The following is a 19,987-nucleotide window of genomic DNA, read 5'->3' as shown; positions in this document are numbered from 1 at the left end:
ACTCCTGGTTAAGGATTGATCGCTTTATGGTTATTTTTATCAGCCGGAATGGCTGGGCTGCGTTGAACCGCTTTTTGATTGAGTAGCCGACGGCGTTGGGCGTAGCCTGCCAGCGTGATTGACAGCAACAGCGTCGCACCGTTAAACAGCGGTTCGACCCAGAACTCGCCGCCGAACTGCTGGATACCGGCGATGCCGATAGCCAGAATGGCGATGCCGACTACGGTGCCCCAGACGTTAACCCGACCGGGACGAATGGTGGTACTGCCGAGGAAGGCGCCCACCAGCGCGGGCAATAGATAGTCCATGCCGACGCTGGCCTGGCCAACACCCTGCTCGGCGGCGATCAGCACCCCGCTAAAGCCGGTCAGCACGCTGGAGGCGATAAAGGCACCGATGGTAAAGCGATTGACCGAAATGCCGTTCAGCCGCGCCGCCGCCGGGTTACCGCCAACGGCATACATGCAACGGCCCAGTGGAGTGTGTTCGGTGATCAACCACAGCACCACCGCGACGATCAACACGTAGAACGCCACGATCGGGATCCCGCCGATCTCGGTGTGGTGCAGGGCGATAAAGGCGTCCGGCAGATCGCCGACGATCTGTCGTCCGCCGGAGTGCCACAGCGCAATGGCATACAGCACGGTGCCTGAACCGAGGGTGGCGACGAAACTGTCTATATCCGCCAGTGCCACCAAAATACCGTTCAACAGGCCGTACAGCGCGGAGAGTGCCAGCACCGTCAGCACCGCCATCTGCCACGAAAAGCCGTATTCCACCTGTAAGGTAATGGCCAGGATATGCCACAGCACGATGCCGAAGCCGACGTTAAGGTCAATTTTGCCGACGATCATCGGGATGGTCGCCGCCAGCGCCAACAGGGCGATTTTTGCTTTGCTGGAGAGGATCGCCTGCAGCGTCAGCATTGAGGCGAACGTGGGGGAGATCAGTGAAAACAGGAGCACCAGCGCAATGCACAGCAACAGCAGGCCGTAGCGGGTAAGGACCTGCATCAGCCACGGGCCGGCGCCGTCCTGCGACAGGCTGACTCTTTGTTCCAGTGCCGTTGATTTAACAGATGTTTTAGACATGACCCACCTCAGATTCTAACCTTGTCTCGAGAGTTTCCCCGGCGCTGGCGGAGGCCAGTTCCAATAAATTGGCGAATGACACCTGCTGATTTTTCAGCTCGCCGACCACTTTTCCCCGGTTAAATACCAGTGCGCGGTTGCAGATATGGGCGATCTCCTCAAAGTCGTTAGAGATAACCAATACCGCCACGCCTTCCTCCAGGGATTTATTTAACAGATGGTAGATTTCCGCCCGTGCGCCGACGTCGACGCCGGCGGTAGGGTCTTCCAGGATCAGCAGTGGGGCGCCCAGATGCATCCAGCGTGCCATGACCACCTTTTGCTGGTTGCCGCCGGACAGGGCGCTGATATCGATATTGACGTCCTTGGGCCGCACGTCGAACAACTGGACTTTCCACCAACTGGCCCCGATCTCGGCCCGGCGGCTGTAGCGTGACAGCAGTTTGTGGCCGCTGGCCACAGGGTTGATAAACAGGTTTTCACGCACGCTCATCGACATCACCAGGCTTTCGCCGGTGCGATCCCCTGCGACCAATGAGACGCCGCAGGCCATGGCTTGCTGTGGGCTGCTGGCAGTGTAGCCTTGCTCGCGAAAGCGGATTTCGCCTTCATCAGCGTGACGCAGGCCAAACAGCAACCGGCCAATTTCTTCCTGTCCGGCACCGCGCAGGCCGGCCAGCGCCAGCATTTCCCCAGGCTGCAGATTGAAGCTGACCGGGCCGATATCACCGACCACCACGTTATTGAGCTGCAGCACGGGCGGCCGATTTTCAGGCAGAGGTTCACGCTGATCGTCAGCCATTGCTTCGCCGACGATCATCTGCACCAGATCGCGCAGCGAATAATCGGCGGTATTGCCACCGGCCACATAACGGCCGTCGCGCATAACGCACACCCGGTCGGCAATTTCGATTACTTCATCCAGCCGATGGGTGACGTAAATCATGCCGACCTTTTTGGCACGTAGCCGGTTAATCACCGCGAACAGGTGGCGCACATCGTTGGCGGGCAGCGAGGCGGTGGGTTCATCCAGCACCAGCAGTTCGGCATTGACCGCGACCGCCCGGGCTATCGCCAACAGCGATTTTTCGGTACGCGACAGTTCGAAGACTCTGGCGTCGGGATCCAACTCTATGCCGACATCCTGCAGTGCCTGAACGGCACGGCGGCGAATGGCACGCCAGTCGATCAGGCCGAAACGACGTGGGAAACCCATCACCAGCGCCATGTTTTCCGCTACCGTCATCCATTCGATCAGCCCGAGATCCTGATGAATAAAGGCAATAGGCTGGCGGCTGTCACTTTTTATCGCCGCGGCGGAGGCTATGCTGGCCCCTTGAAACTGAATATCGCCCGCGTCGCGTGGGTAAACCCCGGCCAGCACTTTGATCAGCGTCGATTTGCCCGCGCCATTTTCGCCCAGCAAGGCCAGGACTTCGCCCGGCATCACCTGCAGGCTGACGTCATTCACCGCGACGTTACCGCCAAAGCGTTTGACGATATGGCTGAGGGTGAGAATGGGTTGTTCCGCATTTTCTGGTGTCATGTGATGCGCCCCTGGTCCCTGCATCCGCGATCGGCGTGATGCTGATTGGTGGTTATATCGCCTTTAAATTTCAACATGCGAAATTCAATTTCAAAAATAATATGCCGATTGCCGATCTAAAGCAAAGCAGGAGAGGTTTTAATTTTCTTTTTAAAACAAGTGGTTATTTATATCTTTGCGGAATTGTGACGCACAACTCACTTCGGAAGTTAGCGGAATGTTGCGAGTTTTTAACCCGCTGACGACAATGAAACGGCGTTCCGTCTTCACCTGATGCGGGCCTTGGGGTAACATTCCCGGCAAAGGATCCGTTTGCCACGCCGTGGCGTTGGCTGGCGGCCCGACACTGGAGAAATTGCGCTATGAGCCTGAAAGCTGTCGACGAGAAAGATGATAAGAAAGACAAACCCCTGGGCAGCCAAAGCCTGTTCCGTGGTTTGCAACTGATTGAGATCCTGAGCAACTTCCCTAACGGCTGCCCACTGGCGCACCTGTCTGAGTTGGCCGGCATGAATAAAAGTACCGTCCATCGCCTGCTGCAGGGGCTGCATACCAGCGGCTATGTCACTCAGGCGCCGTCGCCCGGCAGCTATCGCCTGACCACCAAGTTTATTTCTGTCGGTCAGAAGGCGCTTTCTTCGCTGAATATTATCCATGTCGCTGCGCCGCATCTGGAACAGCTCAATCTGGAAGTGGGGGAGACGGTCAACTTCTCCAGCCGCGAAGACGACCATGTCATTTTGATCTACAAGCTGGAGCCAACCACCGGCATGATGCGCACTCGTGCCTATATCGGCCAGCATATGCCGCTGTATTGCTCGGCGATGGGCAAGATTTTTATGGCCTACGGCAACAGCGATTATCCCGATCGTTACTGGCAAACCCATCAGCATGAAATTCAGACGTTGACGCGCAATACCATCACCGAGTTGCCGAAGATGTATGAGGAACTGGCCGATATTCGCAAGCAGGGCATGGCGATGGATCGCGAAGAGAATGAGCTGGGGGTGTCCTGCGTGGCGGCACCGGTATTTGATATTCAACAGCGGGTGCCTTATGCGGTGTCGGTCTCTTTGCCGACCGCCAAACTGCAACAGATTGGTGTCAAAGCCCTGATTAAGCCGGTGCTGGCGACCGCACAGCGTATTTCTCAGGAGCTGGGATTTGTTATTCCCGCCTGATTATTAGCATTGCTGATAGTTGATTAGAATTATCAATTTCACCTAATAATTTTTTCCTCCTATGATGCGCGTATTGACCGATACGCGCCGCTGAACGGCGCTCTTTTCTCTGTGAGGAATACCATGTTAGCTGTCTTTTTGCAGGGCTTTGCCCTGAGCGCCGCGATGATCCTGCCGCTTGGCCCACAAAACGTTTTTGTTATGAATCAGGGTATTCGTCGCCAGTATCATCTGATGGTCGCGTCGTTGTGTGCGCTGAGCGACATCGTGCTGATCTGCGGTGGGATTTTCGGTGGCAGCGCCTTACTGAGCCGCTCGCCGCTACTGCTGGCGCTGGTGACCTGGGGTGGGGTAGCTTTTCTGCTGTGGTACGGCTGGGGGGCCTTTCGTACCGCATTTAGCCGGCAACTGGCGCTGGCGACGGCCGAAGAGCTGAAGCAAAGCCGCTGGCGGCTGGTGGTTACCATGCTGGCGGTGACCTGGTTGAATCCGCATGTCTATCTCGACACCTTTGTGGTGCTGGGAAGTTTGGGAGGGCAACTGACGCCGGACGTACGTTCCTGGTTTGCACTGGGGGCGGTGAGCGCTTCCGTCGTGTGGTTCTTCGCTCTGGCGCTGTTGGCCTCCTGGCTGGCGCCGTGGCTGAAAACCCAAATGGCGCAGCGCATCATTAATACATTGGTCGGGGTGGTGATGTGGGGCATCGCCTTGCAGTTGGCCTGGCAAGGGGCAAGTTTATAAGAATTTGTCACTAATCCGAATTCAAAAACCCGTGCGATATGCTAGCTTTGATGCCAAGGAACTGGCCTTTCAGGCCGGTAATCAGTTAGAGCCTGTCATCAAGGAGACACCGTGAAGCTTAAAGCATTGGCTATGGCCGCAATGATTGGATTAGGGACGTTACCTCTGGCGCTGCAGGCGGCAGAAGTGCCGGAAGGGCCGCACGTAGTGACCTCGGGTACCTCCAGCGTTGACGCGACGCCAGACATCGCCACCCTGGCGATCGAGGTCAGCGTTTCATCCAAAGACGCCGCCCAGGCGAAGAAGCAGGTTGATGAGCGCGTAGCGCAATATTTTGATTTCCTGCAGAAAAACAATATTGAGAAGAAAGACATCAGCGCCGCCAACCTGCGCACCCAGCCTGAATATGATTACCTGAAAACCGGTGAGTCAGTGCTGAAAGGCTACCGTGCCGTTCGTCAGGTACAGGTGACGTTGCGCCAGTTGGACAAGTTGAACGAGCTGCTGGACGGGGCGTTGAAATCCGGTCTCAATGAGATCCGTTCCGTTGAGCTGGGCGTGGCAAAACCAGACGTCTACCGTGAGCAGGCGCGTCAGAAGGCCATCGAGAACGCAACTCAGCAGGCCGCGTCTCTGGCGAAAGGCTTTAACGCCAAGCTGGGGCCGGTATACAGCATTCGTTACCATGTCGCCAACTACCAGCCGATGCCGGTAGCGCGCATGTATAAATCCGCGGGGGCGGCAGCGGAAAGTGATGCGGCGCAAACCTACGAACAGCAAAGCATTCACTTTGACGATCAGGTGGATGTGGTGTTTGAGTTGCAGCGTAACGCGGCACAATAACGCAGGTGGGTTTCAGTAAAAAAGGTTCGCCGCGGCGAACCTTTTCTATTTAATCCTGACGCAGAACCTGGCGGCCGTGCTCCAGCAGAGCATCGGTCACTTTACGCATCATGCGGCTCTCCGGCGCGAAGCGGTGCCAGAACAGCATGCGGCGTTGGAACAGACCCGGCGTCAGATCGATCAGTTCACCCGAAGCCAACTCTTTCTCAATCTGCAGATGCGGGATCATACAGCAGGTGGTGCCCTGGCGTGCCAACTGCACGAAGGCTTCCGACGAGTTCACAATATGGCAGGGCACGCTCCCCGGCGACAGATCAAAGTTCTGCTGCAGGAAAGCCTGGTGCATGTCGTCGAGATGATCGAACGCCACCGCCGGCGCTTTGAGTAGCGCGGAGCGCGTAACCCCGTTCGGGAAGTAACGCTCGGCAAAACCCTTCGAGGCGACAAACAAATAGTCCAGCGCGCCCAGTTGATCCACCAGGCAGCTTGGCAGCGGCTGTGGCTGGATACTCACTGCACCCACCACTTCACCCCGGCGCAGACGTTCCTGAGTGCGGGTTTCGTCTTCTACCTGCAGGTTCAGGCGGATAGGCGAATCTGTCAGCACCGGTTTCAATGCCGGTAGCAGCCAGGTCGCCAGGCTGTCGGCGTTAACCGCCAGCGACAACAGCAGCGGCGTATCAATGCCGGTATCGTTGCCCAGCCACTCTTCTTCCAGTAATTCCACCTGGTGCAACAGCGCCAGCAGTTTTTGGCCCTGTTCGGTCGGGCGTGGCGGCACGGTACGCACCAACAGCGGTTGGCCAAACAGATTTTCCAACTGCTTGATGCGCTGGGATACTGCCGATTGTGTGATGCAAAGTTTTTGCGCGGCGCGCTCAAAGCCACGCTCACGGATCACCGCGTCCAGCGCTTGCAGCGTTCGATAGTCTGGGCGTTTCATCGGAAAGATATCCCTTAAAGTAAATTGATACAGGCACTATGCCACATCTCTGGTGTATTACAGGTGGAAAATCACTGGGCCATCTTGCCGCACCGCGCCTAAAAATGCGGCCTGGCGTGAAGAAGTGTGATCCTGCCTAAGTGAAAAATAGCGATTTACCCTATAATACGCACACGTTTTCGTACAGAGGCAATGGACATATTATGACGCAGGATGAACTGAAAAAAGCGGTTGGCTGGGCAGCACTGGATTACGTTACCCCGGGCACCATCGTTGGGGTTGGCACTGGCTCGACCGCCGCCCACTTTATTGACGCGCTCGGCTCGATCAAGCACCAGATCGAAGGGGCGGTGTCCAGCTCTGACGCCTCTACCGCCAAGCTGAAAAGCCTCGGTATCCACGTTTTCGACAGCAATGAAGTGGATTCACTGGATATTTATGTCGACGGCGCGGATGAAATCAACCGCCATATGCAGATGATCAAAGGCGGCGGCGCTGCGCTGACGCGTGAAAAAATCATTGCCGCTATCGCGCGCAAATTTATCTGTATTGTCGATTCCAGCAAACAGGTCGATGTGTTGGGTAAATTCCCTCTGCCGGTAGAAGTGATCCCGATGGCACGTTCTTACGTAGCGCGTGAGCTGGTCAAGCTGGGCGGGCTGCCGGAGTATCGTCAGAATGTCCTGACCGATAACGGCAACGTGATCCTCGATGTGCATAACCTGAGCATCATGGACGCCATTGCGCTGGAAAACAAAATCAACGGCATCGCCGGTGTGGTGACCGTGGGTCTGTTCGCCAACCGGGGTGCCGATGTGGCGCTGGTTGGTACGCCTGACGGCGTGAAGGTTGTCGAGTAATGTAGTGCCGCTACAGGTATGCGGTCTTGGATCCCACCAGGCCGCATAATTCACTGGTTAAAATATCTTTTATTAAAAGCGTCAAATTTGGTGACATATGTCACATTGCGAGCGATAGCTCCACGAAGCTTCTGTCTATTTCTTTCCCTATGGCATTTTCTGCCAGAAACCACCAACAACGCTGAGCCTTGTACTGACGGGCGGGCAATCGTTTGTATTGCCGCCCGCGATATTTTTGTTATGTTGGATGCGTGCTGTTTCACAACAGCCGCTTCTGAAGTCTGAACATAGGGTCGGGTAAATGGCAAAAGTATCATTGGAGAAAGACAGGATTAAATTCCTGTTGGTGGAAGGGGTTCATCAGAGCACGGTAGATAATCTGCTGGCAGCCGGATATACCAACATTGAATATCACAAAGGTGCGTTAGACACCGAATCGCTTAAGGCATCGATTCGCGATGCTCACTTCGTCGGTATCCGATCGCGCACAAATCTGACCGAAGAAGTTTTCGCTGCCGCAGAGAAGCTGGTGGCGGTTGGCTGTTTCTGTATTGGCACTAACCAGGTTGATTTGAAGGCGGCGACCAAACGCGGCGTCCCGGTGTTTAACGCACCTTTCTCTAATACCCGATCCGTGGCTGAAATGGTGCTGGGCGAACTGCTGCTGATGTTGCGCGGCATTCCGTCCGCCAACGCCAAAGCGCACCGTGGCGAATGGCAGAAGCTGGCCGTCGGCTCGTTTGAAGCGCGCGGCAAGAAGCTGGGGATTATTGGCTACGGCCATATCGGCACCCAACTGGGGATCCTGGCCGAAGGCCTGGGCATGAAAGTGTTCTTCTACGATATCGAGAACAAGCTGCCGTTGGGTAATGCCCAGCAGGTGCGCCACCTGTCCGATCTGCTCAATATGAGCGACGTAGTGACGCTGCACGTGCCGGAAACCCTGTCGACCAAGAATATGATGGGCGCAGAAGAGCTGGCGTTGATGAAGCCAGGCTCGATTCTGATCAACGCCTCGCGCGGTACCGTGGTGGATATCCCAGAATTGTGCAAAGTCCTGGCCAGCAAGCATTTGGCCGGTGCGGCGATCGACGTCTTCCCGGAAGAACCTGCGACCAACAGTGAGCCGTTCATCTCACCGTTGTGCGAGTTCGACAACGTGATCCTGACTCCGCACATTGGCGGTTCTACGCAGGAAGCGCAGGAGAATATCGGTGACGAAGTGGCCGGTAAGCTGGCGAAATACTCCGACAACGGTTCGACCCTGTCGGCGGTTAACTTCCCGGAAGTATCACTGCCGGCGCATGGCCCTAATGCCAGCCGTCTGCTGCACATCCATGAAAACCGTCCTGGTGTATTGACGCAGATTAACCAGATCTTCGCTGAAGAAGGGGTGAACATCGCCGCGCAGTACCTGCAAACCGGTCCGGAAATCGGCTACGTGGTTATCGATATCGAAGCGGAAACCGAACGTGCCGATGCTGCACTGCAACGCATGAAGGCTATTGACGGCACTATCCGTGCTCGCCTGCTGCTCTGATTGAATACGCGGTGACAAAAAGGCCGGATTTTTCCGGCCTTTTCTATTTGGCTATCTGCCATGTCCAATTTTGAGATGGGGTAATGATTTCCGGCAGCGGGATATCCCAATGCTCCACCGGCAGCTGTTCCACCTGCTGGCAGTCATGCGCCAACCCGATAGGGTAGGGGCCGAGATGCTGCCAGTTTTGCAGAGTGCGATCGTAAAAACCGCCGCCCATCCCCAAACGCTGACCCGAGCTGTCAAACGCCACCAATGGCGTCAGCACCACGTCAAGTGATCCGACCGGCAAGACGTTGCGCACATCGAGCTGTGGCTCAAGGATATTGAAACGGTTGTTAACCAGCGGCGTTTCCGGGGTGTAACGCAGGAACAGCAGGTTGCCGGGGCTAAACGGGTGCAACACCGGCAGATAGACTTGCTTGGCCTGTTGCCATAACCGTTCAATCAGCGGACGGGTATCCAACTCACCGTCAAACGACAAAAATACTGCAATGCTGTGTGCCGCCTGGATGCGCGGATGCACAGCGATACGTTCGGCAGTTTGCAGGGCAAAGTTATTTTGTTGTTCAGAGGTTAGGGCGCGTCGACGCTGACGGATTTGGTTACGGATGTTCTGCCGCTGCTGGGCATACTGGGCTTGAAAAGACATAGTCAGCACACTTACCGCTGAGGAAGGGGGAATCTCCGAGATGCCGTCGCAGGCTGTAACCCTTGAACCCATGGTTCAAGGTGAACGTGCTGTCGCAATCTTAAGGCTTCTCGGCGGGCCGAGCATGCACACCGATCGCGGATCATCACATTCTGTTGGTACTAAATATCGGCTCAGGGGACTGGCCCGCTGGCGAACATCTCAGAGAAATTTTTTACTCATTGCCGAAACCTTGGATTTCAGCAACTTAAGTTATTCGAATTGTGCATCCTGACGTTCAGAGATGCGACCCTGTTCAAGCAAAGCCTGTTCAATGGTCTGTTGTAGCATGCGAATGCGTTGTTCCATATTGGACGCATAATCACGGGTTTTCAACCGTTCTTGAGCAAGTTCGTGACAAACATTCAATGCCGCGATGAAAACGAGCTGCTCAGTATTTGTGACTCTAGTGCGAACTTTAAGATCTTGCAACCGTTCGTTAAGATCGACCGCTGCCATGTTCAACGCATCTTGTTGTTCTGGCGGGCAATTGACTCTTAAAGAGCGACCAAAAATTTGAATATCTACTGGTTGTGCAGACATGCCACCTTCCTGCCTAAATTTCGCGCCAGCCTCAACCTGCCCTTACCGGGCCGTCCAAAGCGGGCGCCACTATATATACCTCGGTACCAAGATACAACCCCTTTTTCAGTACCTGGTTGTAATCTACTGCGACAGACATTACCAGTCAAAAAAGGGTTTCAAAATGCGTATTTAGCTTCATTTTGTTCCCTGCCGGCAGTGTGTGAAATCTGGCACATCACGATTATAACTAGCCACTGAGGTGTCGTGCTTATCTGGTACAGCGACGGACCTTGGTGGTAGCATAACACGAACTTATCCTGCCAACGATGACGAATACGCATGTCTATACAGAATACATTTCCAAGTTACCAATCTTTGACCCTTGCCCTCAACCAGCAAGCGGTGGCGTTGACCGCTGCAGAAATGCACGGCCTGATCAGTGGCCTGTTGTGCGGTGGCAGCCGCGACGCCGGCTGGCAATCGCTGGTCTATGATCTGACAAACGAAGGCGTGGCCTTCCCGCAGGCGCTAAGCTTGCCACTTCAGCAACTTCATGAAATTACGCGTGAAACGCTGGAAGACGACGATTTCATGTTCCAACTGATGATGCCGGAAGGCGAGACGGTCAGCGTGTTTGACCGCGCCGACGCGCTGAGCGGTTGGGTGAACCATTTCCTGCTCGGGCTCGGCATGATGCAGCCGAAACTGGCTCAGGTGAAAGACGAGGTGGGTGAGGCGATCGACGATCTGCGCAATATCGCCCAACTCGGTTATGAAGAAGACGAAGACCAGGAAGAGCTTGAGCACTCTCTGGAGGAAGTGGTGGAGTATGTGCGGATGGCGGCCATTTTGTGCCACACCGAATTTACCCGCCGCAAGCCGACGGCACCGGAAAATGCCAAACCGACCTTGCACTAAATACCCGATTTCACGTCCTTAAGGCCGTGAGCACAGGCAGATTGATTTCAGGAGAAGGTGATGACTCAGCAGGAATTCAACAGCCGCCGTCAGGCGCTGTTGGCTAAAATGGCTCCGGCCAGCGCGGCGATTATTTTCTCTGCGCCGGAAGCGACGCGCAGTGCCGATACTGAATATCCTTACCGTCAGAACAGCGATTTCTGGTACCTGACCGGTTTTAACGAGCCGGAAGCGGTGCTGATTCTGGTGAAAAGTGACGAGACGCATAACCACAGCGTGCTGTTCAACCGGGTGCGCGATCTGGCGGCGGAAACCTGGTTTGGCCGCCGTCTGGGCCAGGATGCCGCTCCGGCGAAGCTGAGTGTGGACCGCGCTCTGCCGTTCAATGAAATCAACGATCAATTGCCTCTGTTGCTTAATGGCCTGGACGTGGTTTACCACGCACAGGGCCAGTACGCCTATGCCGATAAAATAGTGTTCGACGCGCTGGACAAGCTACGTAAAGGCTTCCGTCAGAACCTTCAGGCACCGGCGACTCTGACCGACTGGCGTCCGTGGCTGCACGAAATGCGCCTGTTCAAGTCGTCCGAAGAGATGGTTATCATGCGCCACGCAGGTGAAATTAGTGCGCTGGCCCATACCCGCGCGATGGAGAAATGCCGTCCGGGGATGTTCGAATATCAGCTCGAGGCGGAAATTCATCATGAGTTTACCCGCCTGGGTGCCCGCTCCCCGTCCTACAACACCATCGTCGGTGGTGGAGACAACGCCTGCATCCTGCATTACACCGAAAACGAAAGCGAATTGCGCGATGGCGATCTGGTGTTGATCGACGCAGGCTGTGAGTTTAAAGGCTATGCCGGTGACATCACCCGTACCTTCCCGGTCAACGGCAAATTCAGCCGCCCGCAGCGCGCGGTGTATGACATCGTGCTGGCGTCACTGACGCGGGCGCTGGAGATGTTCAAGCCGGGCATCAGCATTCGTGTGGTGAATGATGAGGTGGTGCGCATTATGATTACCGGGATGGTAGAGCTGGGGATCCTGAAAGGCGAAGTAGAGCAGTTAATTGCCGAGCAGGCCCACCGCCCGTTCTATATGCATGGCCTTGGCCACTGGTTGGGGCTGGATGTACATGATGTCGGCCATTACGGCACGCCGGATCGCGACCGTACGCTGGAGCCGGGTATGGTGCTGACGGTTGAACCGGGGCTGTACATTGCGCCGGATGCCGACGTGCCGGAAGAATATCGCGGCATGGGCATTCGTATTGAAGACGACATCCTGATCACCGCGACCGGTATTGAGAACCTGACTGCCGGCGTAGTGAAAGACGCTGACGCCATCGAAGCACTGATGGCGGCGGCAAGGTAATAGCATGAGTGTAATCATCGTTGGCGGCGGTATGGCGGGCGCGACTTTGGCGTTGGCCATTTCATCGCTTACTCAGGGACGATTGGCGGTTGATCTGGTCGAAGCGACCCGACCGGACGACCGCAGCCATCCGGGATTTGACGCCCGCGCCATTGCCCTGGCGCAGGGCACCTGTCAGCAGTTGACGCGCATCGGCGTTTGGCCGGCGCTGCGTGACTGTGCGACGGCCATCACCCAGGTGCACGTTAGCGATCGCGGCCACGCCGGGTTCGTTAATTTGCACGCGCAGGATTATCAGGTTGACGCGTTGGGGCAGGTGATTGAGCTGCACGACGCAGGGCAACGGCTGTTTGCGCTGCTGGCCAAGGCGCCCGGCGTTACGCTGCACTGTCCGGCCCGAGTGGTCGATGTGGTGCGCACCGCGGAGCAGGCCGAAGTGCTGCTGGATAACGGTCAGCGCATCAGCGGGAAACTGCTGGTGGCGGCAGACGGCTCGCGTTCGGCGCTGGCACAGGCCTGTAATGTGCAGTGGCAGCAAAGCGACTATCCGCAGTTTGCTACCATCGCCAATGTCACCACCGCCGAGCATCCGCAGGGGCGCGCTTTTGAACGCTTCACCCGGCACGGGCCGCTGGCATTATTGCCGATGTCTCAGGGACGCAGCTCACTGGTGTGGTGCCATGCGCGTGAAGATCGCGAACAGGTTGACGGCTGGGACGACGAACGTTTTATCAGTGAGTTGCAGCAGGCATTTGGCTGGCGTCTGGGGCGCATCCTTCGCGCCGGGAAACGTCACAGCTATCCGCTCAGCCTATTGACCGCCAATCAGCATGTCAGCCATCGCCTGGCACTGGTGGGCAATGCCGCGCAAACGCTGCACCCGATCGCCGGGCAGGGGTTCAATCTCGGCCTGCGTGACGTGATGTCGCTGGCGGAAACCCTGGCCGAGGCGCAGCAGGCCGGAGAAGATCCCGGTGGCTATGCGCTGTTGGGGCGTTACCAACAACGGCGGCAGCAAGATCAGCAGGCAACCATCGGCGTGACCGACGGCCTGATCCGGCTGTTTGCCAATCGCTACGGCCCGCTGGTGGTCGGTCGCAATCTGGGCCTGATGGCGATGGCCCGGTTACCGGCGGTGCGAGACGCCTTTGCCAAGCGCACTTTGGGCTGGGTCGATCGTTAAGCGGTGTATGAGCAGGGGCGTAGCGTGCTGCGCCCAAAACGCTGGGCAATGGCACAGCGAGTCATTTAAGGAAATTAAGCAGCATGCAATCATTTGACGTGGTTATCGCCGGTGGCGGTATGGTGGGGCTGGCTCTGGCCTGTGGTTTGCAGGGCAGCGGTCTGCGCGTTGCGGTGCTGGAGCATCAGCAACCGGATATGACGCCGCCGCAACCACAGCCGGAACTGCGCGTTTCCGCTATCAATGCCGCCAGCGAGCGCCTGCTGCAGCATATTGGCGTGTGGGACGAGATCCTCAACCTGCGCGCCAGCGCCTATAACGCGATGGAAGTTTGGGATCGCGATAGCTTCGGTAAAATAGCCTTTCGTGGTGACGAGTGCGGCTTCAGTCATCTCGGTCATATCATCGAGAACTCGGTGATCCAGCAGACATTGTGGAAACGGGCGGAAAGCCTGAGTGACGTCACGCTGATGACTCCGGCGGCGCTCAAGCAGGTGGCCTGGGGCGAAAACGACGCTTTTATCACCCTGGAAGATGGCCGTATGCTGACCGCCCGGTTGGTCATCGGCGCCGATGGCGCCCATTCCTGGCTGCGTCAGCATGCCGATATTCCGCTAACCTTCTGGGATTATCGCCACCATGCGCTGGTGGCCACCATTCGCACCGAAGAACCGCATTTGGCGACGGCGCGGCAGGTGTTCCACGGCGATGGCATTCTGGCGTTTCTGCCGTTCAGCGATCCGCATTTAAGCTCGATCGTCTGGTCGGTGGCGCCGGAGGAGGCAGAACGGCTGAAGCAACTGGAGCCGGAGCAGTTTAACCGTGAGCTGGCGATGGCTTTTGACCTGCGCCTCGGTGCCTGCACGGTGGAAAGTGAACGTCAGACCTTCCCCCTGACCGGGCGTTACGCCCGCAGCTTTGCCGCGCACCGGCTGGCGCTGGTAGGTGATGCAGCACATACCGTGCATCCGCTGGCGGGGCAAGGGGTGAACCTGGGCTTTATGGACGCCGCCGAGTTGATTGCCGAACTGCGCCGTCTGCAACGTCAGGGCAAGGATATTGGCCAACATCTGTATCTGCGTCGTTACGAGCGCCGCCGCAAACACGGCGCGGCGGTCATGCTGGCCAGCATGCAGGGGTTCCGCGAACTGTTTGATGGCAACCATCCGGCGAAGAAGCTGCTGCGTGATGTCGGGCTACGCCTGGCCGATAGCCTGCCGGGCGTGAAGCCCAGGTTGGTGCGTCAGGCGATGGGCCTCAATGACCTGCCAGAATGGCTGGCCTGACCGCTGTCTGAGGGAGGTCGCCAGACCTCTCTGCCTTATTTTCCTCGCATTATCATCGCTCCCGAAGGCGCAGCCCTGCGCCTTATACCCATAGATTTTTCTTATATAACCTTTCATTTGAAATAATCTAATTCCAGGCCGGTTTTACCATTAGTTTTTCTAATTCCATGTTCGGTTATCAAAAGTCGAAATTCCGTATGCTGCCGTGGGTTTGTTATATAACTTCGGATTTTTGGTGCTTTAATTGTTGGTTTTGTGCCTTAAAGCGCATTTTTCCAGTCAAAAACTCTGCACACTAGCCCGGCATTTTACTGGCCCTGAACGACGCCAAGCCTATTTTATCTTATGGTTAATGGGGTCATTCGGTGATAACGTCAGGACAAAGGTATCGTTTGCGTCGCGGCGGTTAGCCGCAGTTTTTGCACGTTTCGGCGCAGCGTTTCCGTTGGGCAGTCAGTGCGCCACGCAATCCGGCCGCGAGCCATTATCTGATGTATTGCGTAGCAGCACCCTATCTTCAGCTTCTGAGTGAAATGAGGGAAAAGATGGCAAAGCAAACCCCACTGTACGACCAGCACGTGGCGTGCGGTGCGCGCATGGTAGATTTTCATGGCTGGATGATGCCGCTGCATTACGGCTCCCAGATCGATGAGCACCACGCCGTGCGTCAGGATGCCGGTATGTTCGACGTCTCCCACATGACCATTGTGGATCTGCGCGGTGCCCGCACCCGCGAGTTCCTGCGTTACCTGCTGGCGAATGACGTCGCCAAGCTCACTCAACCTGGCAAAGCGTTATACACCGGTATGCTGAATGCGTCCGGCGGTGTGATCGACGACCTGATTGTTTACTTCCTTACTGAAGACTATTTCCGCCTGGTGGTGAACTCCGCCACACGCGAAAAAGACCTGGCCTGGATCGAAGAGCACGCAGCCCCTTACGGCGTTGCCCTGACGGTGCGTGACGATCTGGCGCTGGTTGCGGTGCAGGGCCCACAGGCCAAAGAACGTGCCGCCACCTTATTTACTCCGGAACAAAAAAGCGCGGTTGAAGGCATGAAGCCATTCTTCGGCGTACAGGCCGGGGATCTGTTTATTGCCACCACCGGTTATACCGGCGAAGCGGGCTATGAAATCGCCCTGCCGAAAGAGCAGGTGGTCGATTTCTGGCAAAAACTGCTGGCAGCAGGTGTGAAGCCTGCCGGCCTGGGCGCACGCGACACGCTGCGTCTGGAGGCAGGCATGAACCTGTACGGGCAAGAAATGGACGAAGGCGTTTCGCCGCTGGCCGCCAACATGGGCTGGACCATTGCCTGGCTGCCGGAAGACCGTCAGTTTATTGGCCGTGAAGCGCTGGAAAAACAGCGTGAAATGGGTACCGAGCAACTGGTCGGCTTGATCATGACGGAAAAAGGCGTATTACGTAATGAGCTGCCGGTGCGATTCACCGATGAAGCAGGTCAGACGCATGAAGGGATTATCACCAGCGGTTCATTCTCACCGACCCTGGGCTTCAGTATTGCCCTGGCCCGCGTGCCCGCCGGTATCGGCGAGCAGGCCATCGTGCAGATCCGCAACCGTGAAATGCCGGTCAAGGTCACCAAACCTGGATTCGTGCGTGCCGGTAAGCCACTGACTAATTAATTTTTTGTTTATTGATTCTTTATTTCTTCGAAGGAGTAGCTGGCGATGAGCAATGTGCCAACAGAATTGAAGTATGCATCTTCCCATGAGTGGGTTCGTTCAGAAGGTAACGGCGTTTACACCGTGGGCATCACCGAACACGCGCAGGAACTGCTGGGCGATATGGTATTTGTCGATCTGCCGGAAGTAGGCCGCACCGTTGCCGCCGGTGAAGACTGCGCCGTGGCGGAGTCCGTCAAGGCGGCCTCTGACATTTACGCGCCAATCAGCGGCGAAATCGTTGCGGTAAACGGCGAACTGGAAAGTTCTCCGGAGCTGGTCAACAGCGGGCCATACGCTGAAGGCTTCCTGTTCCAGATTAAAGCCTCAGACGAAGGCGAACTGGCGAAGCTGCTGGACGCCACGGCTTATCAGGCTTCTATCGACGAGTAACCGTTGCAACGCCCCAGGCCTATTGGTCGGGGCGTTTTAGTTACAGAACAGGCTATGTCCCGTACCCCGTAAGCATTCAGGAATTTGTAGCAATGACTCAGACACTCAGCCAACTTGAACACAGCGAAGCGTTCATCGAACGTCATATCGGCTCTTCTGCGCAGCAACAGCAGCAGTTGCTGGAAGCGGTGGGCGCACGTTCGCTCAACGCGCTGATCCAACAGATTGTGCCGGCAGATATTCAACTGCCTGCGCCGCCGCCGGTGGGTGATGCGGCCACTGAACATCAGGCGCTGGCCGAACTGAAGGCGATTGCCTCGCATAATCAGCGCTACAAATCCTATATCGGTATGGGCTACAGCGCAGTGCTGACGCCGCCGGTGATCCTGCGTAACATGCTGGAAAACCCGGGCTGGTATACCGCTTATACTCCTTATCAGCCGGAAGTGTCACAGGGCCGTCTTGAGGCGCTGTTGAACTTCCAGACCGTAACTCTTGATCTGACCGGTCTGGATCTGGCATCCGCTTCATTGCTGGACGAAGCAACCGCAGCAGCCGAAGCGATGGCGTTGGCCAAACGCGCCAGCAAGCTGAAAGACGCCAACCGCTTCTTCGTGGCTGACGACGTACATCCGCAGACGCTGGACGTAGTACGTACCCGCGCCGCCACCTTCGGTTTTGAAGTGATTGTAGATAAAGCCGAGAAGGTGCTGGAACTGCAGGGCGTGTTTGGCGTGCTGCTGCAACAGGTTGGCACGACCGGTGAATTGCACGATTACAGCGCACTGCTGGCGGAACTGAAAAACCGTAAAATCGGCACCAGCGTGGCTGCCGACATTATGGCGCTGGTGCTGTTGACCGCACCGGGCAAACAGGGCGCCGACGTGGTGTTCGGCTCCGCACAGCGCTTTGGCGTGCCGATGGGCTACGGTGGCCCACACGCCGCCTTCTTCGCCTGCCGTGACGAATTCAAACGTTCGATGCCGGGCCGCATCATCGGTGTTTCCCGCGATGCCGCTGGTAACACCGCGCTGCGCATGGCGATGCAAACCCGTGAACAACATATCCGTCGCGAAAAAGCCAACTCGAATATCTGTACCTCGCAGGTGCTGCTGGCCAACATTGCCAGCCTGTACGCGGTGTACCATGGCCCACAGGGCCTGCAGCGCATTGCCGGGCGCATCCATCGCCTGACCGACATTCTGGCTGCCGGGTTGCAACAGGCCGGTCTGCAATTGCGCCACAAAACCTGGTTCGACACCCTGACGGTGGAAGTGAAAGACAAGGCCGCGGTGCTGGAACGTGCGTTGAGCTTTGGTATCAACCTGCGTACCGACATTCACGGTGCGGTGGGTATCACGCTGGACGAAGCCACCTCACGTGAAGACGTGCAGACTTTGTTCGCCCTGCTGGTGGGCGACAATCACGGTCTGGACATCGACGCTCTGGACGCGGCGGTAAGCAAAAATAGCCAGTCGATCCCGGCGGGCATGCTGCGTCAGGATCCAATCCTGACTCACCCGGTATTCAACAGTTACCACAGCGAAACCGAGATGATGCGTTATATGCACCGTCTGGAGCGCAAGGATCTGGCGCTTAACCAGGCGATGATCCCGCTCGGTTCTTGCACCATGAAGCTGAACGCCGCGGCGGAAATGATCCCGATTACCTGGCCTGAATTCTCCGAGCTGCACCCGTTCTGCCCGCCAGAGCAGGCTGCAGGCTATCAGCAGATGATCGGCCAGTTGTCACAGTGGCTGGTGCAATTGACCGGTTACGACGCGGTTTGCATGCAGCCTAACTCCGGCGCGCAGGGTGAATATGCCGGGTTGCTGGCGATCCGCCATTACCATGAAAGCCGTAACGAATCCGGCCGTCATATCTGCCTGATCCCAAGTTCCGCACACGGTACTAACCCGGCTTCTGCCCAAATGGCAGGAATGAGCGTGGTGGTGGTGGCCTGCGACAAGAACGGCAACATCGATCTGCACGATCTGCGCGTCAAGGCAGAGCAAGCGGGTGAAGCGCTGTCTTGTATCATGGTGACTTACCCGTCGACCCACGGCGTGTATGAAGAAACTATCCGTGAAGTGTGCCAAATCGTTCATCAGTTCGGCGGCCAGGTGTACCTCGACGGCGCCAACATGAATGCTCAGGTGGGCATCACTACGCCAGGTTATATCGGTGCGGATGTCTCACACCTTAACCTGCATAAAACCTTCTGTATCCCGCACGGCGGCGGCGGTCCAGGCATGGGGCCAATCGGCGTTAAAGCGCATTTGGCACCCTTCGTTCCAGGCCACAGCGTAGTGCAGATCGACGGTGTGCTCACTCAGCAGGGTGCGGTTTCCGCTGCGCCGTTCGGCAGCGCTTCTATTCTGCCAATCAGCTGGATGTATATCCGCATGATGGGCGCGGAAGGGCTGAAACAGGCGAGCCAGGTGGCAATTCTTAATGCCAACTACATTGCGACCCGCCTGAAGGACGCTTACCCGGTGCTGTATACCGGTCGCGATCACCGCGTGGCGCATGAATGTATTCTCGACATTCGTCCGCTGAAAGAAGAGACCGGCATCAGCGAAATGGATATTGCCAAGCGCCTGATTGACTACGGCTTCCATGCGCCGACCATGTCGTTCCCGGTAGCGGGCACGCTGATGGTTGAACCTACCGAATCGGAAAGCAAAGTGGAGCTGGATCGCTTTATCGATGCGATGCTGGCTATCCGCAGCGAGATTGATCGGGTGGCAAAAGGTGAATGGCCGTTGGAAGACAACCCGCTGGTGAACGCGCCGCACATTCAGGCGGAACTGGTCAGCGACTGGCAGCATGCCTACAGCCGTGAGCTGGCTGTGTTCCCTATCGCCGGTGTGCGTGAGAACAAATACTGGCCGAGCGTGAAGCGTCTGGATGATGTGTACGGCGACCGCAATTTGTTCTGTTCCTGCGTGCCGATGAGCGAATACGAATAAGCTCCTCTGTCGATGGAGTATCAAGAGCAGCGCATCATGCGCTGCTTTTTTTTGCGCGAAACACCTAAGAGTGTTCTTGTTTATATTATTGATTAATTGCTGTTTTTTAATTTTTATTGCTATTGCCCGTCGTTTTTTTTCAATCCGGGTTAAGACTCGGCTCGGTTTACTTTCCGTTTAAACCCTGGTGGTTAAATTGATCTCAGCAAAATATTTTG

17 protein-coding genes and 1 other RNA gene are annotated in these 19,987 nt (G+C 56.5%); 12 read left to right on the top strand and 6 right to left on the bottom strand.

Features of this window, described 5'->3' with window-relative positions; all coding sequences use genetic code 11:
* Positions 1-8: 8 nt before the first annotated feature.
* The gene (locus tag ACNT1W_RS22065; RefSeq protein WP_112363470.1) at positions 9-1,091 is read right to left on the bottom strand and encodes an ABC transporter permease; all 1,083 of its coding nucleotides are present in this window, start codon (positions 1,089-1,091) and stop codon (positions 9-11) included.
* Positions 1,084-2,637: a sugar ABC transporter ATP-binding protein gene (locus ACNT1W_RS22060; RefSeq protein ID WP_012146631.1), complete on the bottom strand. Its 1,554-nt coding sequence runs from the start codon at positions 2,635-2,637 to the stop codon at positions 1,084-1,086. The genes ACNT1W_RS22065 and ACNT1W_RS22060 overlap by 8 nt, the downstream gene beginning before the upstream one ends.
* Before the next feature lie 362 nt (positions 2,638-2,999).
* Between ACNT1W_RS22060 and ACNT1W_RS22055 the strand changes: the two genes are divergently transcribed.
* The 3 genes from ACNT1W_RS22055 to ACNT1W_RS22045 all read left to right on the top strand — a co-directional run bounded on the left by ACNT1W_RS22055 (position 3,000) and on the right by ACNT1W_RS22045 (position 5,402).
* On the top strand, positions 3,000-3,818 hold the full coding sequence (locus ACNT1W_RS22055; protein WP_012146630.1) for an IclR family transcriptional regulator: 819 nt from the start codon (positions 3,000-3,002) through the stop codon (positions 3,816-3,818).
* Positions 3,819-3,941: 123 nt separating this feature from the next.
* Positions 3,942-4,559, top strand: a complete 618-nt coding sequence (gene argO, locus ACNT1W_RS22050; RefSeq protein ID WP_012146629.1) for an arginine exporter ArgO — start codon at positions 3,942-3,944, stop codon at positions 4,557-4,559.
* Positions 4,560-4,670: 111 nt separating this feature from the next.
* A complete protein-coding gene (locus ACNT1W_RS22045) occupies positions 4,671-5,402 on the top strand; it encodes an oxidative stress defense protein (protein ID WP_012146628.1) in 732 nt (243 codons plus the stop codon).
* 49 nt (positions 5,403-5,451) lie between these two features.
* Here ACNT1W_RS22045 and ACNT1W_RS22040 read toward each other — a convergent pair whose 3' ends face one another.
* On the bottom strand, positions 5,452-6,345 hold the full coding sequence (locus tag ACNT1W_RS22040; RefSeq protein ID WP_012146627.1) for a LysR family transcriptional regulator ArgP: 894 nt from the start codon (positions 6,343-6,345) through the stop codon (positions 5,452-5,454).
* A 203-nt stretch (positions 6,346-6,548) separates the two neighbouring features.
* On the opposite strand from ACNT1W_RS22040, the gene rpiA reads away from it, so the two are divergent.
* Entirely contained in the window at positions 6,549-7,205 is a 657-nt protein-coding gene (rpiA, locus tag ACNT1W_RS22035) for a ribose-5-phosphate isomerase RpiA (protein WP_017893879.1), read from the top strand.
* A 301-nt stretch (positions 7,206-7,506) separates the two neighbouring features.
* A complete protein-coding gene (gene serA, locus ACNT1W_RS22030) occupies positions 7,507-8,745 on the top strand; it encodes a phosphoglycerate dehydrogenase (RefSeq protein WP_012146625.1) in 1,239 nt (412 codons plus the stop codon).
* Positions 8,746-8,788: 43 nt separating this feature from the next.
* Here the strand turns inward: serA and ACNT1W_RS22025 are convergent, their stop codons facing one another.
* The 3 genes from ACNT1W_RS22025 to zapA all read right to left on the bottom strand — a co-directional run bounded on the left by ACNT1W_RS22025 (position 8,789) and on the right by zapA (position 9,979).
* Complete coding sequence (locus ACNT1W_RS22025) at positions 8,789-9,397, bottom strand: 5-formyltetrahydrofolate cyclo-ligase (protein ID WP_112363468.1); 609 nt, start codon at positions 9,395-9,397, stop codon at positions 8,789-8,791.
* 28 nt (positions 9,398-9,425) lie between these two features.
* A non-coding RNA gene (gene ssrS, locus ACNT1W_RS22020) (6S RNA) lies at positions 9,426-9,608 on the bottom strand.
* A 41-nt stretch (positions 9,609-9,649) separates the two neighbouring features.
* Positions 9,650-9,979: a cell division protein ZapA gene (gene zapA, locus ACNT1W_RS22015; protein ID WP_012146623.1), complete on the bottom strand. Its 330-nt coding sequence runs from the start codon at positions 9,977-9,979 to the stop codon at positions 9,650-9,652.
* Positions 9,980-10,300: 321 nt separating this feature from the next.
* Between zapA and ACNT1W_RS22010 the strand changes: the two genes are divergently transcribed.
* The 7 genes from ACNT1W_RS22010 to gcvP all read left to right on the top strand — a co-directional run bounded on the left by ACNT1W_RS22010 (position 10,301) and on the right by gcvP (position 19,769).
* Positions 10,301-10,879 carry a YecA family protein gene (locus ACNT1W_RS22010; protein WP_012146622.1) on the top strand — a complete coding sequence of 193 codons (579 nt, stop codon included), beginning with the start codon at positions 10,301-10,303 and terminating at the stop codon, positions 10,877-10,879.
* Positions 10,880-10,939: 60 nt separating this feature from the next.
* Positions 10,940-12,253: a Xaa-Pro aminopeptidase gene (gene pepP / locus ACNT1W_RS22005; RefSeq protein ID WP_419246140.1), complete on the top strand. Its 1,314-nt coding sequence runs from the start codon at positions 10,940-10,942 to the stop codon at positions 12,251-12,253.
* A 4-nt stretch (positions 12,254-12,257) separates the two neighbouring features.
* The gene (gene ubiH, locus ACNT1W_RS22000; RefSeq protein WP_419246139.1) at positions 12,258-13,436 is read left to right on the top strand and encodes a 2-octaprenyl-6-methoxyphenyl hydroxylase; all 1,179 of its coding nucleotides are present in this window, start codon (positions 12,258-12,260) and stop codon (positions 13,434-13,436) included.
* Between the two features lie 83 nt (positions 13,437-13,519).
* Entirely contained in the window at positions 13,520-14,722 is a 1,203-nt protein-coding gene (gene ubiI / locus ACNT1W_RS21995; RefSeq protein WP_419246138.1) for an FAD-dependent 2-octaprenylphenol hydroxylase, read from the top strand.
* Positions 14,723-15,267: 545 nt separating this feature from the next.
* Complete coding sequence (gcvT, locus tag ACNT1W_RS21990) at positions 15,268-16,365, top strand: glycine cleavage system aminomethyltransferase GcvT (protein ID WP_012146618.1); 1,098 nt, start codon at positions 15,268-15,270, stop codon at positions 16,363-16,365.
* A 45-nt stretch (positions 16,366-16,410) separates the two neighbouring features.
* Positions 16,411-16,797 (top strand): glycine cleavage system protein GcvH, encoded by a 387-nt coding sequence (gene gcvH, locus ACNT1W_RS21985; RefSeq protein WP_012146617.1) that lies wholly within the window; start codon positions 16,411-16,413, stop codon positions 16,795-16,797.
* 92 nt (positions 16,798-16,889) lie between these two features.
* On the top strand, positions 16,890-19,769 hold the full coding sequence (gene gcvP, locus ACNT1W_RS21980) for an aminomethyl-transferring glycine dehydrogenase (protein WP_419246137.1): 2,880 nt from the start codon (positions 16,890-16,892) through the stop codon (positions 19,767-19,769).
* Positions 19,770-19,987 lie beyond the last annotated feature (218 nt).

This window comes from Serratia sp. NFX21, assembly GCF_048517035.1.
In the GTDB taxonomy this organism is placed as follows: domain Bacteria; phylum Pseudomonadota; class Gammaproteobacteria; order Enterobacterales; family Enterobacteriaceae; genus Serratia; species Serratia quinivorans.
Note: the sequence above shows the minus strand (reverse complement) of the source record. Positions and strands in the feature narration are given on the sequence as shown.

Coding starts and splice junctions, on each gene's coding strand:
- ACNT1W_RS22065 (WP_112363470.1), bottom strand. CDS start 1,091: ATGTCTAAAACATCTGTTAAATCAACGGCACTGGAACAAAGAGTCAGC.
- ACNT1W_RS22060 (WP_012146631.1), bottom strand. CDS start 2,637: ATGACACCAGAAAATGCGGAACAACCCATTCTCACCCTCAGCCATATC.
- ACNT1W_RS22055 (WP_012146630.1), top strand. CDS start 3,000: ATGAGCCTGAAAGCTGTCGACGAGAAAGATGATAAGAAAGACAAACCC.
- argO (WP_012146629.1), top strand. CDS start 3,942: ATGTTAGCTGTCTTTTTGCAGGGCTTTGCCCTGAGCGCCGCGATGATC.
- ACNT1W_RS22040 (WP_012146627.1), bottom strand. CDS start 6,345: ATGAAACGCCCAGACTATCGAACGCTGCAAGCGCTGGACGCGGTGATC.
- rpiA (WP_017893879.1), top strand. CDS start 6,549: ATGACGCAGGATGAACTGAAAAAAGCGGTTGGCTGGGCAGCACTGGAT.
- serA (WP_012146625.1), top strand. CDS start 7,507: ATGGCAAAAGTATCATTGGAGAAAGACAGGATTAAATTCCTGTTGGTG.
- ACNT1W_RS22025 (WP_112363468.1), bottom strand. CDS start 9,397: ATGTCTTTTCAAGCCCAGTATGCCCAGCAGCGGCAGAACATCCGTAAC.
- zapA (WP_012146623.1), bottom strand. CDS start 9,979: ATGTCTGCACAACCAGTAGATATTCAAATTTTTGGTCGCTCTTTAAGA.
- ACNT1W_RS22010 (WP_012146622.1), top strand. CDS start 10,301: ATGTCTATACAGAATACATTTCCAAGTTACCAATCTTTGACCCTTGCC.
- pepP (WP_419246140.1), top strand. CDS start 10,940: ATGACTCAGCAGGAATTCAACAGCCGCCGTCAGGCGCTGTTGGCTAAA.
- ubiH (WP_419246139.1), top strand. CDS start 12,258: ATGAGTGTAATCATCGTTGGCGGCGGTATGGCGGGCGCGACTTTGGCG.
- ubiI (WP_419246138.1), top strand. CDS start 13,520: ATGCAATCATTTGACGTGGTTATCGCCGGTGGCGGTATGGTGGGGCTG.
- gcvT (WP_012146618.1), top strand. CDS start 15,268: ATGGCAAAGCAAACCCCACTGTACGACCAGCACGTGGCGTGCGGTGCG.
- gcvH (WP_012146617.1), top strand. CDS start 16,411: ATGAGCAATGTGCCAACAGAATTGAAGTATGCATCTTCCCATGAGTGG.
- gcvP (WP_419246137.1), top strand. CDS start 16,890: ATGACTCAGACACTCAGCCAACTTGAACACAGCGAAGCGTTCATCGAA.